The following is a 14,322-nucleotide window of genomic DNA, read 5'->3' on the forward strand; positions in this document are numbered from 1 at the left end:
TGAGCTTTCGTAGGATGGGTGCCTAAAGCGACCATTCCTCCATCCCCAGAAAGCGCGCGATCTCCGCGCGCTTTTCCATGGCATCGCGGTACCCCAGATCGATCAGCGCATTGCAGTAGCCCGGCTCGAACAGCAGGTAGCTGAGCACACCCGCGCCGCTCGCCCTGGTCGCCCCCGGCCCGCGCAGGAACAGGCGCAACGCTCGCGGCAACTCATGCCGGTATTGCGCGGCGATCTCGTCCAGCGGCCGGCTTGGCGAAATCAGCAGCACATCCACGGGAGCCAACCCCAGCGTCGAGCGGCGCGCCTCTTCGGGCACCAGTGAACTGAGGAAGTTGATGCGGTGCAGCAACTCGATATCGCCTTCCAGGTTGTCGATGAAGGTGCTGTTGAGGAGATGGATACCCACCTGCGCCAGGCTCGGCGGCTGGCCGGTACGGTAGTTCGCCACGGACTCGTTGGCACTGCCGACGGTGGGATTGCCGCTCACACCAATCACCAGAACGCGGTTGGCGCCCAGGTGCAGCGCCGGGCTGATCGGAGCCTGCTGCCGCACCGCACCATCGCCGAAGAACTCGCGGAGAATCTTCACCGGGCGGAACAGCAACGGAATCGCCGAGCTGGCCAGCAAATGCTCGATCTGCAGGCGCGTCGGCACGCCGATACGCCGGTGGCGCAGCCAGGGATCGATGGTGGCGCGGCCCTGGTAGAAAGTCACCGCCTGCCCCGATTCGTAGCCGAACGCGGTGACTGCCACCGCGCGCAGGTTGCGGCGGCGCACGGCCGCGGCGATGCCGGACAGGTCCAGTTCACGTTCCAGGAGATAGCGCAACGGCGTGCTGTCCAGCAGCGCCACCGGCTCGCGCTTGCCCAGCCCGAGCAGACTGTGGCCGAGGAACTTGAAGGCCTGGCTGAACACGCCCGGCCAGTCGGAACGGTAGACCTGCCCGGTGCGAAAGCCCTTCCAGACCTTGGTCAGGCGCTGCACCGCGCCGGTGAAGGACAGCGCACCGCAGGCGAGACCGACGGCATTGATGGCGCCGGCTGAAGTGCCGACGATCACCGGGAAAGGATTCTCCGCCCCCTCGGGCAGCAGCTCGGCGATGGCGGACAGCACGCCGACCTGGTAAGCCGCCCGCGCACCGCCGCCGGAAAGAATGAGGCCGGTGACGGCCGGGGAAGTCGGTGCAGTGGCGGAGTCGGTCACAGCTGAAGTCCTTGTCGCGTCGTTACCAGCGTAGCCCCCGGCCTACTTCTTGTCGTAGAGCTTCGGCTCGCCCTCAGGGCGGCTCTTGAAGCGCCGATGCGCCCAGAGGTACTGCTCGGGCTGGCGGCGAATCTCGCGTTCCACCCACTGGTTGATGCGCAGGCAGTCGGCCTCTTCGCTCTCGCCGGGGAAGTCTTCCAGCGGCGGATGGATGGTCAGGCGGTAGCCCGAGCCGTCGGCCAGGCGCGACTGGGTGAAGGGCAGCACCAGCGCGCGGCCCAGGCGGGCGAACTTGGTGGTGGCAGTGACGGTGGCGGCCTGGATGCCGAACAACGGCACGAACAGGCTCTGCTTGGCGCCGTAATCCTGGTCCGGCGCGTACCAGATGGCGCGGCCGGCGCGCAGCACCTTGAGCATGGCGCGCACGTCCTCGCGCTCGATGGCGGTAGCGTCGGCGTTATGCCGTTCGCGGCCGGTACGCTGGACGAAGTCGAACACCGGGTTGTCGTGCTCGCGGTACATGCCGTCGATGGTCTGCACCTGACCCAGCAGCGCCGCGCCGATCTCCAGGGTGGTGAAGTGCATGGCCATGAGGATCACGCCCTTGCCTTCGGCCTCGGCCTTCTTCAGGTGCTCGATGCCTTCGATGTGGGCGAGCTTGGCCAGTCGGGCCTTGGGCCACCACCAACTCATGGCCATTTCGAAGAAGGCGATGCCGGTGGAAGCGAAGTTTTCCTTGAGCAAGCGCTTGCGCTCGGCGGCGGAGAGTTCCGGGAAGCACAATTCCAGGTTCCGTGCAGCGATTGCCCGGCGGCTGCCCACCACGCGGTACATCAGCGCCCCCAGCGCACGCCCCAGGGCCAGCAACGCCGGGTACGGCAACTGCACCACCAGCCACAGCACGCCGAGGCCGAGCCAGAGCGGCCAGTGGCGGGGATGGAGAAACTCACGGCGAAAGGTGGGGCGGTCCATGGAACTTTCCGGCTAGGTCAAAGCCCGACATTCTACCTTGCCGATGCACACCGCGCCCGCCTTCACGCCCTGGCCCTCCGCCACGCTTGCGGCTGCCGGGGCGCTCCGTTATAAGTCCACACCATTTAGTGATGCAGCCTGACCATGAGCCAAGCCGACCTTCTCGACCACGATCCCGTATTCCAGCTCAAGGGCAGCATGCTGGCCGTCACCGTTCTGGAACTGGCCCACAATGACCTGCCGCGCCTGGACCGCCAGCTCGCCGACAAGGTCGCCCAGGCCCCCAACTTCTTCCGCGACACCCCGCTGGTGCTGGCGCTGGACAAGCTCCCCGACGGCGAAGGCCAGCTCGACCTGCAGGGCGTGCTGGACATCTGCCGCCGCCACGGCCTGCGCACCCTGGCCATTCGCGCCAGCCGCGAGGAAGACATCCGCCTGGCCACCATGTTCGACATCCCCGTGCTGCCGCCGTCGGGCTCCTCCCGCGAGCGCCCGGTCGAACCCAAGGACGCCGTCCCGCAGGTGACCGGCGCCGCGCCGGTACGTCGCCCGCGCGGCGAAAAACTCTCGGAGAAGGTGGTCGAGCAGGCCGCCGGCGCTGGCACCCAGGCCGAGAAACCCGCCGCACCCGGCGAGCCCATTGCAGCCGCGCAGCCCGCAGCCGAGGCCCAGGCGCCGACCCAGGAAGCTGCTGCGGAAAAACCTGCCGAGCCGCCGGCACCGGTCGTCCGTCCGACCAAGCTGGTCACCACTCCGGTACGCGGTGGCGTGCAGATCTACGCCGCCGGCGGCGACCTGATCGTGCTCGCCCCCGTCAGCCCGGGCGCGGAACTTCTCGCCGACGGAAACATCCATGTGTACGGTCCGATGCGCGGACGCGCCCTGGCCGGCGTCAAGGGCGATACCAGTGCCCGCATTTTCTGCCAGCAGCTGGCCGCGGAACTCGTTTCCATCGCTGGTAATTACAAGGTCGCCGAAGACCTTCGACGCAGTCCGCAATGGGGGCAGGCAGTGCACGTCAGCCTGTCGGGTGACGTGTTGAACATCACCCGCCTTTAACGGATACTGCCGCGACTTTCAGGGACCAGAATTCTTCGTTTTTTCTTTGGGGTGAATCACCTTGGCCAAGATCCTCGTAGTCACTTCCGGTAAAGGTGGCGTCGGTAAAACCACCACCAGCGCAGCCATCGGCACCGGCCTGGCCCTGCGCGGCCACAAGACCGTCATCGTCGACTTCGACGTGGGCCTGCGTAACCTCGACCTGATCATGGGCTGCGAACGCCGCGTGGTGTACGACTTCGTCAACGTCATCAACGGCGAAGCGACCCTCACCCAGGCCCTGATCAAGGACAAGCGCCTCGAAAACCTGTACGTGCTGGCCGCCAGCCAGACCCGCGACAAGGACGCCCTCACCCAGGAAGGCGTCGGCAAGGTCATCGAAGAGCTCAAGCAATCCTTCGACTACGTCATCTGCGACTCCCCGGCTGGCATCGAGAAAGGTGCCCACCTGGCCATGTACTACGCCGACGAGGCGATCGTCGTGACCAACCCGGAAGTCTCCTCGGTCCGCGACTCCGACCGCATGCTGGGCCTGCTGGCCAGCAAGTCCGCCCGCGCCGAGAAAGGCGAGGACCCGATCAAGGAACACCTGCTGCTGACCCGCTACAACCCCGAGCGCGTCACCAAGGGCGAAATGCTCGGCGTCGAAGACGTCGAGGAAATCCTGGCCATCCGTCTGCTCGGCGTGATCCCGGAATCCCAGGCGGTGCTCAAGGCATCCAACCAGGGCGTACCGGTCATCCTCGACGAAGAAAGCGATGCCGGCCAGGCGTACAGCGACGCCGTCGAGCGACTGCTGGGCAAAGAAATGCCCCACCGTTTCCTCGACGTGCAGAAGAAAGGATTCCTGCAACGACTGTTCGGAGGACGTGAATGAGCCTTTTAGATTTCTTCCGCAGCCGGAAGTCGCAATCCAGCGCATCCATCGCGAAAGAAAGACTCCAGATCATCGTCGCCCATGAGCGCGGCAACCGTTCGCAACCGGACTACCTTCCGCAGCTGCAGAAAGACCTGCTGGAAGTGATCCGCAAATATGTGCCCATCGATCAGGAACAAGTCCAGGTCGAGCTGGCCAACCAGGGCAGCTGTTCGATCCTGGAACTCAACATCACCCTGCCGGAGCGTTGATCCGGTTGTGGTGGACCTGCGGCGGCTTCGGCCGCCGCAGTCGTTTTCGTCATTCTTATTCGCGCAAGAGCTTCCATGCCGCTTTCCCAGATCGAATTCGTCCATGAGGACGCCGCCCTGCTGGTGGTGAACAAGCCCACCCTGCTGCTCTCCGTGCCCGGCCGCGCGGACGACAACAAGGACTGCCTGATCACCCGTCTGCAGGAGAACGGCTACCCGGAAGCGCGCATCGTCCACCGGTTGGACTGGGAGACCTCCGGGCTGATCGTGCTGGCCCGCGATGCCGACAGCCACCGCGAGCTGTCCCGCCAGTTCCACGACCGCGAAACCGAAAAGGCCTACACCGCCCTCTGCTGGGGAGAGCCGGAACCGGACAGTGGCCGCATCGAGGCACCGCTGCGCTACGACCCGCCAACCAAGCCGCGCCACGTGGTGGACTTCGAACAGGGCCGTCATGCGCTGACCTTCTGGCGGGTCATGGAGCGCCACGGCAACTGGAGCCGCGTGGAGCTGACGCCAATCACCGGGCGCTCGCACCAGTTGCGTGTGCACATGCTCAGCATCGGCCACCCGCTGCTCGGTGACCGCCTGTATGCCGAGGGCGAAGCCCTGGCCCTGCGCGACCGCCTCTGCCTGCACGCCAGCATGCTGGCCCTGACCCATCCGCAGACCGGCGAACGCCTGCGCTTCGAATCGCCCGCGCCGTTCTGATTGTTTTACAAGGTCCTCCCCTGGCCGCAGATTTGCCCATTTACGTTAAACTTCCGGCCATTCGCTGTCCGGAGTTACCCATGCGTGCAGAACTCAACCAGGGCCTGATCGATTTCCTCGCGGCCTCCCCCACCCCCTTCCACGCCACCCAGGCCCTCGCCCTCCGCCTTGAAGAGGCCGGCTATCAGCGCCTGGACGAGCGCGAGGCCTGGCGCACCGAAGCCGGTGGCCGCTATTACGTCACCCGCAACGACTCCTCGCTGATCGCCTTCAAGCTCGGCACAGTGCCGCTGCTGGAAAACGGCCTGCGCCTGGTCGGCGCCCACACCGACAGCCCGTGCCTGCGCGTCAAGCCGAACCCCGAACTGGTGCGCAACGGCTACTGGCAGCTGGGCGTCGAGGTCTACGGCGGCGCGCTGTTTGCGCCCTGGTTCGACCGCGACCTGTCCCTGGCCGGCCGCGTCACCTTCCGCCTGGCGGGCAAGGTGGAAAGCAAGCTGATCGACTTCAGGGCGCCCATTGCGGTGATCCCCAACCTGGCGATCCACCTCAACCGCGAAGCCAACCTGGGCTGGGCGATCAATGCGCAGACCGAGCTGCCGCCGATCCTCGCCCAGGTCGCCGCCGGCGAGACCCGCGACTTCCGCGACCTGCTCGGCGAGCAGTTGCAGCTGGAGCACGGCATCACCGCCGACGCCATCCTTGACTACGAGCTGAGCTTCTACGATACCCAGCGCGCCGCCGTGATCGGCCTCGACCAGGCGTTCATCGCCGGTGCCCGCCTGGACAACCTGCTGTCCTGCTACGCCGGCCTGCAGGCGCTGCTGGGCAGCAGCGACGAGCAGAGCGGCGTGCTGGTCTGCACCGACCACGAGGAAGTCGGCTCCTGCTCCGCCTGCGGCGCCGATGGTCCGTTCCTCGAGCAGGTGCTGCGCCGCCTGCTGCCCGAGGGCGATGCCTTCACCCGCACCGTGCAGCGCTCGCTGCTGGTCTCCGCCGACAACGCCCACGGCGTACACCCGAACTACGCCGATAAGCACGACGGCAACCACGGCCCGAAGCTCAACGGCGGTCCGGTGATCAAGATCAACAGCAACCAGCGTTACGCCACCAACAGCGAGACGGCCGGCTTCTTCCGCCACCTGTGCCTGGAAAACGAAGTGCCGGTGCAGAGCTTCGTGACCCGCAGCGACATGGGTTGCGGCTCCACCATCGGCCCGATCACCGCCAGCCAGATCGGCGTACGCACCGTCGACATCGGCCTGCCGACCTTCGCCATGCACTCCATCCGCGAACTGGCCGGCAGCCAGGACCTGCACTACCTGGCCAAGGTTCTCAGCGCCTTCTACGACAGCGCCGACCTGCCCTGACCCGAACGCCCGGCGCCTGCCGGGCGTTTTTGTATGGAGAGTCTTAGAGGAGAGCCAGCCATGTCCTTCAACGGAAGCTGCCTGTGCGGCGATATCGCCTACGAGATCGACGGCCTGGACATGCCTATCGGCCATTGCCACTGCCGGACCTGCCAGAAGGCGCACGCTGCGGCCTTCGCCAGCACGGCAGGGGTCATGCGCGAACACTTCCGCTGGACCCGTGGTGCGGACAAGCTGGCAGCCTATGAATCCTCGCCCGGCAAGCTGCGCAAGTTCTGCCCGCGCTGCGGCACGCAACTGATCGCCGAGCGCGCCGGCCAGCCTCACGTCATCGTGCGGGTAGCCAGCCTGGACGAGGATCCAGGCACCCGGCCGGCGCGGCATATCTGGGTGTCCCACGACCGCCCGTGGCTGGCGCAGGATGGGATTCCGGCCTATCCGGAGTGGAATCCGGACCGCTGAATCGACCTTTGATCCTGTAGGAGCGAGCTTGCTCGCGAACCACGCAGTTTCGGAGTCGTCTGCACGCCCCGCGGCGGAAACCAGTTGTTCGCGGGCAAACTCGCTCCTGCAGGCTCGACCGCAACTCAAAGATCAATCCGGCACTTCCACACTCACGTGGATGGCATCGTGCCGCCAGAATTCCAGGTCGCAATCGATGATGCGCCCATGCTGGTCGCCATTGATACGGGTGATGCGCAGCGCCGGGCTGCCCTCGGCGACACGCAGCACGCTGGCCGCCTCACCGTGCAGGGCGGTGGGCACCATGTCGAAGCGCACGCGGCCGTAGCGGATGTCATAGCGGCTGGCGTACAGCTCGGTGAGTGAACAGGTCAGGTCGCTGTCGAGGATGCCGGGGAAATACGCTGGATTGAGGTAATGCTCGACGTACAGCACCAGGCGGCCATCTACCCGGCGCAGCCGGCGAATCTGGTAGACGCTCGATAGCGCCGGCAGCTCCAACAGCTCGCAGATCGCCGCACTGGCGGGCACCTGCCGGGCCGACAGCACCTCGGTCGCCGGCACCCGGCCCTGGCCTTCCACCATGGCGTGGTAGTGGCTGCGCACCAGCGGGTTGTAAAGCAGGCGCGGCGGCGAGACGAACCAGCCGCGACGCTCCTCGCGGTAGATCAGCCCCTGAGCCTCCAGTTGCCCCAGCGCCTCGCGCAGGGTGATCCGCGTGGTGTCGAACAACTCGCTCAGCTTGCGCTCGGCCGGCAGCTTGCCGCCAGCGCTGAGCAGGCCGCTGTCGATCTGTTCGATGAGCGCGCGGCAGATCGCCGTGACTGTGGGTAGCGCCGAATCGCGCATTCGATTCCCTCTTTTGGACTAGTCCAGCCCCAGAACAGGGCATTTCTTACCCCCGCCGGGGTGTCGTCATCCTAGGAAAGCCCGATGACCGTCCCGTGACAGTGCCTTTGCAAGCAGCGCCCATGCCAGTTAACGACACCAGCGTAGACCAGGCGGATCAAGGCGTTGGCCATGGTCTACGCTTTTCCCCGACGACCCACTGGCCGCGCAGGGCCGGGCTGGCGCGCCGGGTGCCTACATCAAACTGTCATCCACGCCGCTTAGATTGGCCTGCGTCTTGCTGATCTAGACCACGCTTGAAATCACTCAAACCGAAGGAGCACCGAATGAAACGCTTGCTTGCTTCACTGCTGGGATCGGCCATTGCCTTGGGCAGCGGCCTCGCCATGGCGGCCAACGCCGATCTGCAATCGCTGGAAGCCGCCGCCCGCAAGGAAGGCCAGGTCAACAGCGTGGGCATGCCCGACAGCTGGGCGAACTGGAAGGACACCTGGAAGGACCTGGAAAGCAAGTACGGCTTGAAGCACATGGACACCGACATGAGCTCGGCCCAGGAGCTGGCGAAGTTCAAGGCCGAGAAGGAAAACGCCAGCGCCGACATCGGCGACGTCGGCGCCGCCTTCGGCCCTATCGCCATGCAGATGGACGTCAGCCAGCCCTACAAGGCCAGCACCTGGGACCAGGTCCCGGAATGGGCCAAGGACAAGGACGGCCACTGGGCGCTCGCCTACACCGGCACCATCGCCTTCATCGTCAACAAGCAGTTGGTCAAGGAGGTCCCGCACAGTTGGGCCGACCTGCTCAAGGGCAAGTACAAGGTCACCATCGGTGACGTCAGCGCCGCTGCCCAGGCCGTCAACGGCGTACTGGCCGCCAGCATCGCCAATGGCGGCGACGAGAAGAACATCAAGCCTGGCCTGGAGTTCTTCGCCCAGCTCGCCAAACAGGGCCGCCTGTCGCTGACCAACCCGGTGATCAACACCCTGGAGAAGGGTGAAGTGGAAGTCGGCATCGTCTGGGACTTCAACGGCTTGAGCTACCGCGACCAGATCGACCCGTCGCGCTTCGAGGTGCTGATCCCCTCCGACGGCTCGGTGATCTCCGGCTACACCACCATCATCAACAAGTACGCGAAGAACCCGAACGCCGCCAAGCTGGCCCGCGAATACATCTTCAGCGACGCCGGGCAGATCAATCTGGCCAAGGGCAACGCCCGGCCGATCCGTGCCGAGCACCTGACCCTGCCGGCCGACGTACAAGCCAAGCTGCTGCCCAACGAGCAGTACGCCAAGGCCCAGCCGATCAAGGATCCCAAGGCCTGGGAAGAGACCTCCAAGCGTCTGCCGCGGATGTGGCAAGAGAACGTCATCATCAACATGCAATGACGCCCAGCCGCCTCGGTTCACGCCGGGGCGGCCGCGTTTCGCCGAAGGCCCCGCCCATGCGCCACGACGTCATCCTGGTCGTCCTCGACGGCCTCAACTACAGCGTCGCCCACGACTGCATGGGCCACCTGCAAGCGCTGTGCAATGCCGGCCGCGGCCAGCTGTACCGGCTCGAATGCGAGCTGCCGTCGCTGTCGCGCCCGCTCTATGAATGCATCCTTACCGGTGTGCGCCCCATCGACAGCGGCATCCTGCACAACGATGTGTCGCGCCGGTCCAACCAGCGCAGCCTGTTCCACTACGCCCGCGCCGCCGGCCTGACGACCGCCGCAGCGGCCTATCACTGGGTCAGCGAGCTGTACAACCGCACGCCCTTCGACCCGGCGCGCGACCGGCATACCGACGATGAATCCCTGCCGATCCAGCACGGGCACTTCTACTGGACCGACCACTACCCCGACTCGCACCTGTTCACCGACGCCGAGTCGCTGCGCCGCCGGCACGCGCCGAACTGCCTGCTGGTGCACCCGATGAACATCGACGACACCGGCCACAAGCACGGCCTCGGCACGCCGCAGTACCGCAACAGCGCGCGGCACGCCGACATCATCCTCTCCGAATACCTGCACCAGTGGCTGGCCGCCGGCTACCAGGTGATGGTCACCGCCGACCACGGCATGAACGACGACCGCAGCCACGGCGGCATCCTCCCCGAGGAGCGCGAAGTGCCGCTGTTCGTCTTCGGCGAGGCATTCAGCCTCGATGACCAGGCCCGCCCGCGCCAGGTCGAACTCTGCGGCACGCTGTGCGAGATCCTCGGCGCGCCCCACGACAAACCGGTCTGCCGGGAGCTGCTCAAGGCATGAGATCGAACACCGGAAAACGCTTCGCCCTGCTCTGCCTGCTGCCTTTCGCACTGTTCTTCTTCGCCTTCCAGCTCGCGCCGCTGCTGTGGGTGATGATCAACAGCGTGCGCACCGGCGACGGCTGGGGCCTGGGCAATTTCAGCGAGATCTTCGGCTCGCCCTTCTACCTCCAGGCGATCCGCTACAGCCTGGAAATCTCGCTGTGGTCGAGCCTGATCGGACTGTTCATCGCCATCCTCGGCAGCTACTCGCTGCGCCAGGTGGACAGCAAGCTGCGCGACTTCGTGATGGCCTTCGCCAACATGACCAGCAACTTCGCCGGGGTGCCGCTGGCCTTCGCCTTCATCATCATCCTCGGCTTCAACGGCGCCATCACCCTGCTGCTGAAACAGGCGGGGATCATCGAGGACTTCAACCTCTATTCGAAGACCGGCCTGATCATCCTCTACACCTACTTCCAGATTCCCCTGGGCGTGATGCTGCTCTACCCGGCCTTCGACGCCCTGCGCGAGGACTGGCGCGAATCCGCCGCGCTGCTGGGCGCCAGCCAGTGGGCGTTCTGGCGGCACATCGGCATCCCGGTGCTGACCCCTGCGCTGCTGGGCACCTTCGTCATCCTGCTGGCCAACGCGCTGGGCGCCTACGCCACCGTCTACTCGCTGACCACCGGCAACTTCAACGTGGTGCCGATCCGCATCGCCGGGCTGGTCTCGGGCGACGTGTTCCTCGACCCGAACATGGCCAGTGCTCTGGCGATGGTGCTGGTCGGCCTGATGAGCATCATTACCCTGGCCCACCAGTGGCTGCTGCGCCGGAGCTACCATGTCGAGAAACGCTAACGCGCTCTACCACCGCGTGGTGGTCTACGCGCTGTTCCTGATCCTGCTGGTGCCGCTGGCCGCCACCCTGCTCTATTCGCTGGCCACCTCCTGGAGCGCCAGCGTGCTGCCCGACGGGCTGACCCTGAAGTGGTTCCTGACCCTGTGGAGCGACCCGCGTTTCCTCGTCGCCTTCGGCCAGTCGCTGCTGGTGTGCTTCGGCGCGCTGATCCTGAGCGTGGCGCTGGTGCTGCCGCTGATGTTCGTCATCCACTACTACTTCCCGCGCCTGGACGCGCTGATGAACGTGCTGATCCTGCTGCCCTTCGCGGTGCCGCCGGTGGTCTCGTCGGTCGGCCTGCTTCAGCTCTACGCCTCGGGCCCGGTACCCATCGTCGGCACGCCGTGGATCCTGATCGGCTGCTACTTCACCATCGCCCTGCCTTTCATGTACCGGGCGATCAGCAACAACCTGCAGGCGATCAACCTGCACGACCTGATGGACGCCGCCCACCTGCTCGGCGCCAGCACCTGGCAGGCCGCCCTGCTGGTGGTGCTGCCGAACCTGCGCAAGGGCCTGATGGTGGCGCTGTTCCTGTCCTTCAGCTTCCTCATCGGCGAGTTCGTCTTCGCCAACCTGCTGGTGGGCACCCGCTACGAGACGCTGCAGGTGTTCCTCAACAACATGCGCAACAGCAGCGGCCACTACACCAGCGCAGTGGTGGTCTCCTACTTCCTCTTCGTCCTGCTGCTCACCTGGGCGGCAAATCGTTTGAACAAGGACAAGACCTGACATGAGCTTCCTCAGCGTCGAAACACTGAACAAGAGCTACGGCAGCACCACGGTATTCCAGGACATCGACTTCGCCGCCGAGCGCGGCGAGTTCGTCACCCTGCTCGGCCCCAGCGGCTGCGGCAAATCCACCCTGCTGCGCTGCATCGCCGGCCTCACCGCGGTGGACAGCGGACGCATCCTGCTGGACGGCGAGGACATCGTGCCGAAAAGTCCGCAGAAACGCGGCATCGCCATGGTGTTCCAGAGCTACGCGCTGTTCCCCAACATGACCGTGGAGCAGAACGTCGGCTTCGGTTTGCGCATGCACAAGGTGCCGGGAGCGGAATCCGCCCAGCGCGTGGCCGAGGTGCTGGACATGGTCGAACTCGGCCCGCTCGCCACACGCTATCCGCACCAGCTCTCCGGCGGCCAGTGCCAGCGCGTCGCCCTGGCCCGCTCGCTGGTCACCCGCCCACGCCTGCTGCTGCTCGACGAGCCGCTGTCGGCGCTGGACGCACGCATCCGCAAGCACCTGCGCGAGCAGATACGGCGCATCCAGCAGGAGCTGAAACTGACCACGGTGTTCGTCACCCACGATCAGGAAGAAGCACTGACGCTGTCCGACCGTATCGTACTGATGAACGCCGGGCGCATCGTCCAGAGCGGCGACGCCGAGACGCTCTACACGGCGCCGGAAAACGCCTTCGCCGCCGGCTTCATCGGCAACTACAACCTGCTCGACGCGGCCCAGGCGACCAGGCTCCTGGACCGCCCCTTCCGCCAGCAGGTGGCGATCCGCCCCGAATCCCTGCGCCTGAGCGCCGAAGCGAGCGAGGGCATTCCGGTTCGGGTACTCTCCCACAGCCTGCTGGGCAACGTGATCCGCTACCGGGTGGACGCCAATGGCGTCGAGCTGACCGTGGACGTCCTCAACCGCAGCGCCGAGCGCCTGTACCCAGCCGGCACCACGCTCGGCCTGCACGTAGACATTGAAAGCATACGGGAGGTGGCCTGATGGCCCTGGTGATATTCGACCTCGACGACACCCTGATCGACGGCGACTGCGCGAGCCTGTGGAGCAAGCGCATGGCCGATCTCGGCTGGGTCGACGCGGAGTCGTTCCTCAAGCGCGACGCCGAACTGATGGCGCTGTACGCGCAGGGCAAACTGCCCATGGAGGACTACATGGCCTTCGCCCTGGAACCGATGGCCGGGCGCAGCGTGGAAGAAATCGAGCGCGATGTGGAAGCCTTCGTCGAGGACGTGATCGAGCCGCTGATCCATAGCGACGCGTGTGCCACCCTCGCCCGCCACCGCGAAGCTGGCGACCGCCCGCTGGTGATCTCAGCCTCCGGCGTGCACCTGGTCCAGCCCATTGCCGAACGCATCGGCATCGACGAAGTGCTGGCCATCGACCTGGAAGTAGTGAACGGCCACTACACCGGCCGTACCGTTGGCGTGCTCACCTACCGCGAAGGCAAGGTGCTGCGCCTGCTCGACCTGCTGGAGGGCGACGACAGCCCCCTGGCCCAGGCGCACTTCTACTCAGACTCGCGCAACGACCTGCCACTGCTCAAGCTGGTGGGCAACCCGCACGTGGTGAATGCCGATCCGGTCCTGCTGGAGCATGCACAGAAGATGGGCTGGGACGTTCTGAACTGGAAATGACCTCTTGCGCAGAAAAAGGGCCGCTTCAGCGGCCCTTTTCATGAGTGCAATCGACTCAACCCAGGCTCTCGTCGATCACTACCACCACCTTGCCCTGCACCTGGTTGCTCGCCAGCGCATCGAACGCGCTCTGCGCATCGCGGACCGGGAAGGTGCGCTCCAGTTGAGCGCTGATTTGGCCGGACTCGAACAGCGGCCAGACCTTCTGTCCGAGTTCAGCGATCAGCTGCGCCTTGAAGTCCGCATCCCGCGAACGCAGGGTCGAGCCGATGAGCTGGATACGCTTGCCCAGCAGTAACGCCAGGTCCAGCTCGGCCTTGCGACCGCCCATCAGGCCAATGACCACCCAGCGACCGTCACGGCCGAGGATTTCCAGGTCGAGCTTGGCGTAGTTGGCGCCCACCGGATCGAGGATTACATCGAAGGGCGCGAAATCCCGAAGCGATTCGAGGCTCTCGCCGCGCAGCGCGCCGCCTTCGGCGCCCAGGCTTTCGCAGTAGGCCAGTCGATCGGCGGAGCCAACGCTGACCCAGCATGGGCTGTTGAACGCCTTGCACAGCTGGATGCCGGCCGAGCCGACGCCGCTGGCGCCGGCGTGCAGCAGGACTTTTTCACCGGGTTGCAGAGCGCCAAGCATGAACAGGTTAAGCCAGGCGGTAGCGTAGACCTCGGGCAGCGCAGCAGCCTCGGCCATGCTCAAGCCGGCAGGCACCGGCAGCGCATGGCGCTGGTCCACCACGACTTCCTCGGCCATACCGCCGCCAGCCAGCAGGGCGCAGACGCGGTCGCCCACCTGCCAGGTACTGCCGGCACCGACTTCGGTCACCACGCCGGCGCACTCCAGGCCGATAACGTCGCTCGCCCCCGGTGGCGGCGGGTAGAGACCGGCCACCTGCAACAGGTCGGCGCGGTTGAGTCCCGCGGCGGCGACCTGGATGCGGATCTGTCCCTGCGCGCAAGTCGGGTTCGGGCGCTCGGCCCACTCCACTCGCCCTTCGATGCCTTGCAATGCGTTCACGCTGCCTCCATAGTGATCCTGCAGGGCCCGATCC

General features: G+C 65.8%; 16 protein-coding genes. 12 read left to right on the forward strand and 4 right to left on the reverse strand.

Annotation, left to right across the window (positions count from 1 at the left end):
• Positions 1 to 22: 22 nt before the first annotated feature.
• Positions 23 to 1,207, reverse strand: coding sequence for a patatin-like phospholipase family protein (locus PNI01S_RS04730; protein WP_038803308.1), 1,185 nt, complete (start codon positions 1,205 to 1,207; stop codon positions 23 to 25).
• Positions 1,208 to 1,249: 42 nt separating this feature from the next.
• The gene (locus PNI01S_RS04735; protein WP_084357513.1) at positions 1,250 to 2,179 is read right to left on the reverse strand and encodes a lipid A biosynthesis lauroyl acyltransferase; all 930 of its coding nucleotides are present in this window, start codon (positions 2,177 to 2,179) and stop codon (positions 1,250 to 1,252) included.
• 144 nt (positions 2,180 to 2,323) lie between these two features.
• Between PNI01S_RS04735 and minC the strand changes: the two genes are divergently transcribed.
• The 6 genes from minC to PNI01S_RS04765 all read left to right on the forward strand — a co-directional run bounded on the left by minC (position 2,324) and on the right by PNI01S_RS04765 (position 6,909).
• Positions 2,324 to 3,238, forward strand: coding sequence for a septum site-determining protein MinC (gene minC / locus PNI01S_RS04740; RefSeq protein ID WP_024763437.1), 915 nt, complete (start codon positions 2,324 to 2,326; stop codon positions 3,236 to 3,238).
• A gap of 61 nt (positions 3,239 to 3,299) precedes the next feature.
• Positions 3,300 to 4,115, forward strand: coding sequence for a septum site-determining protein MinD (minD, locus tag PNI01S_RS04745; protein ID WP_024763436.1), 816 nt, complete (start codon positions 3,300 to 3,302; stop codon positions 4,113 to 4,115).
• Positions 4,112 to 4,366 (forward strand): cell division topological specificity factor MinE, encoded by a 255-nt coding sequence (gene minE / locus PNI01S_RS04750; protein WP_017522035.1) that lies wholly within the window; start codon positions 4,112 to 4,114, stop codon positions 4,364 to 4,366. Before minD ends, minE begins: the two co-directional genes overlap by 4 nt.
• A 75-nt stretch (positions 4,367 to 4,441) precedes the next feature.
• Positions 4,442 to 5,077 carry an RluA family pseudouridine synthase gene (locus PNI01S_RS04755; RefSeq protein ID WP_065085964.1) on the forward strand — a complete coding sequence of 212 codons (636 nt, stop codon included), beginning with the start codon at positions 4,442 to 4,444 and terminating at the stop codon, positions 5,075 to 5,077.
• An 80-nt stretch (positions 5,078 to 5,157) separates the two neighbouring features.
• Complete coding sequence (locus PNI01S_RS04760) at positions 5,158 to 6,447, forward strand: M18 family aminopeptidase (RefSeq protein ID WP_037009241.1); 1,290 nt, start codon at positions 5,158 to 5,160, stop codon at positions 6,445 to 6,447.
• A 60-nt stretch (positions 6,448 to 6,507) separates the two neighbouring features.
• Positions 6,508 to 6,909, forward strand: coding sequence for a GFA family protein (locus PNI01S_RS04765; protein ID WP_024763433.1), 402 nt, complete (start codon positions 6,508 to 6,510; stop codon positions 6,907 to 6,909).
• A gap of 132 nt (positions 6,910 to 7,041) precedes the next feature.
• Here PNI01S_RS04765 and PNI01S_RS04770 read toward each other — a convergent pair whose 3' ends face one another.
• Positions 7,042 to 7,758 carry a UTRA domain-containing protein gene (locus tag PNI01S_RS04770; RefSeq protein ID WP_084357514.1) on the reverse strand — a complete coding sequence of 239 codons (717 nt, stop codon included), beginning with the start codon at positions 7,756 to 7,758 and terminating at the stop codon, positions 7,042 to 7,044.
• Between the two features lie 326 nt (positions 7,759 to 8,084).
• Here PNI01S_RS04770 and PNI01S_RS04775 point away from each other — a divergent pair, with 326 nt between their 5' ends.
• The 6 genes from PNI01S_RS04775 to PNI01S_RS04800 are packed head-to-tail and all read left to right on the forward strand — an operon-like array spanning position 8,085 to position 13,270.
• Positions 8,085 to 9,143, forward strand: coding sequence for an ABC transporter substrate-binding protein (locus PNI01S_RS04775; protein ID WP_084357515.1), 1,059 nt, complete (start codon positions 8,085 to 8,087; stop codon positions 9,141 to 9,143).
• Between the two features lie 56 nt (positions 9,144 to 9,199).
• Positions 9,200 to 10,009: an alkaline phosphatase family protein gene (locus tag PNI01S_RS04780; RefSeq protein ID WP_084357516.1), complete on the forward strand. Its 810-nt coding sequence runs from the start codon at positions 9,200 to 9,202 to the stop codon at positions 10,007 to 10,009.
• Positions 10,006 to 10,848: an ABC transporter permease gene (locus PNI01S_RS04785; protein ID WP_024763429.1), complete on the forward strand. Its 843-nt coding sequence runs from the start codon at positions 10,006 to 10,008 to the stop codon at positions 10,846 to 10,848. The genes PNI01S_RS04780 and PNI01S_RS04785 overlap by 4 nt, the downstream gene beginning before the upstream one ends.
• Positions 10,832 to 11,620 (forward strand): ABC transporter permease, encoded by a 789-nt coding sequence (locus PNI01S_RS04790; RefSeq protein WP_084357517.1) that lies wholly within the window; start codon positions 10,832 to 10,834, stop codon positions 11,618 to 11,620. Before PNI01S_RS04785 ends, PNI01S_RS04790 begins: the two co-directional genes overlap by 17 nt.
• A gap of 1 nt (position 11,621) precedes the next feature.
• On the forward strand, positions 11,622 to 12,617 hold the full coding sequence (locus PNI01S_RS04795) for an ABC transporter ATP-binding protein (protein WP_065085969.1): 996 nt from the start codon (positions 11,622 to 11,624) through the stop codon (positions 12,615 to 12,617).
• The gene (locus PNI01S_RS04800) at positions 12,617 to 13,270 is read left to right on the forward strand and encodes an HAD family hydrolase (protein ID WP_024763427.1); all 654 of its coding nucleotides are present in this window, start codon (positions 12,617 to 12,619) and stop codon (positions 13,268 to 13,270) included. Before PNI01S_RS04795 ends, PNI01S_RS04800 begins: the two co-directional genes overlap by 1 nt.
• Positions 13,271 to 13,325: 55 nt before the next feature.
• On the opposite strand, the gene PNI01S_RS04805 is transcribed toward PNI01S_RS04800, so the two are convergent.
• On the reverse strand, positions 13,326 to 14,288 hold the full coding sequence (locus PNI01S_RS04805) for an NAD(P)H-quinone oxidoreductase (protein ID WP_024763426.1): 963 nt from the start codon (positions 14,286 to 14,288) through the stop codon (positions 13,326 to 13,328).
• Positions 14,289 to 14,322: the final 34 nt, after the last annotated feature.

The organism is Pseudomonas nitroreducens NBRC 12694, from assembly GCF_002091755.1.
In the GTDB taxonomy this organism is placed as follows: domain Bacteria; phylum Pseudomonadota; class Gammaproteobacteria; order Pseudomonadales; family Pseudomonadaceae; genus Pseudomonas; species Pseudomonas nitroreducens.

Excerpts from the sequence above, each read along its gene's own strand:
- PNI01S_RS04735 (WP_084357513.1), bottom strand. The coding sequence starts at position 2,179 with ATGGACCGCCCCACCTTTCGCCGTGAGTTTCTCCATCCCCGCCACTGG.
- minC (WP_024763437.1), top strand. The coding sequence starts at position 2,324 with ATGAGCCAAGCCGACCTTCTCGACCACGATCCCGTATTCCAGCTCAAG.
- minE (WP_017522035.1), top strand. The coding sequence starts at position 4,112 with ATGAGCCTTTTAGATTTCTTCCGCAGCCGGAAGTCGCAATCCAGCGCA.
- PNI01S_RS04755 (WP_065085964.1), top strand. The coding sequence starts at position 4,442 with ATGCCGCTTTCCCAGATCGAATTCGTCCATGAGGACGCCGCCCTGCTG.
- PNI01S_RS04760 (WP_037009241.1), top strand. The coding sequence starts at position 5,158 with ATGCGTGCAGAACTCAACCAGGGCCTGATCGATTTCCTCGCGGCCTCC.
- PNI01S_RS04765 (WP_024763433.1), top strand. The coding sequence starts at position 6,508 with ATGTCCTTCAACGGAAGCTGCCTGTGCGGCGATATCGCCTACGAGATC.
- PNI01S_RS04770 (WP_084357514.1), bottom strand. The coding sequence starts at position 7,758 with ATGCGCGATTCGGCGCTACCCACAGTCACGGCGATCTGCCGCGCGCTC.
- PNI01S_RS04775 (WP_084357515.1), top strand. The coding sequence starts at position 8,085 with ATGAAACGCTTGCTTGCTTCACTGCTGGGATCGGCCATTGCCTTGGGC.
- PNI01S_RS04780 (WP_084357516.1), top strand. The coding sequence starts at position 9,200 with ATGCGCCACGACGTCATCCTGGTCGTCCTCGACGGCCTCAACTACAGC.
- PNI01S_RS04785 (WP_024763429.1), top strand. The coding sequence starts at position 10,006 with ATGAGATCGAACACCGGAAAACGCTTCGCCCTGCTCTGCCTGCTGCCT.
- PNI01S_RS04790 (WP_084357517.1), top strand. The coding sequence starts at position 10,832 with ATGTCGAGAAACGCTAACGCGCTCTACCACCGCGTGGTGGTCTACGCG.
- PNI01S_RS04795 (WP_065085969.1), top strand. The coding sequence starts at position 11,622 with ATGAGCTTCCTCAGCGTCGAAACACTGAACAAGAGCTACGGCAGCACC.
- PNI01S_RS04800 (WP_024763427.1), top strand. The coding sequence starts at position 12,617 with ATGGCCCTGGTGATATTCGACCTCGACGACACCCTGATCGACGGCGAC.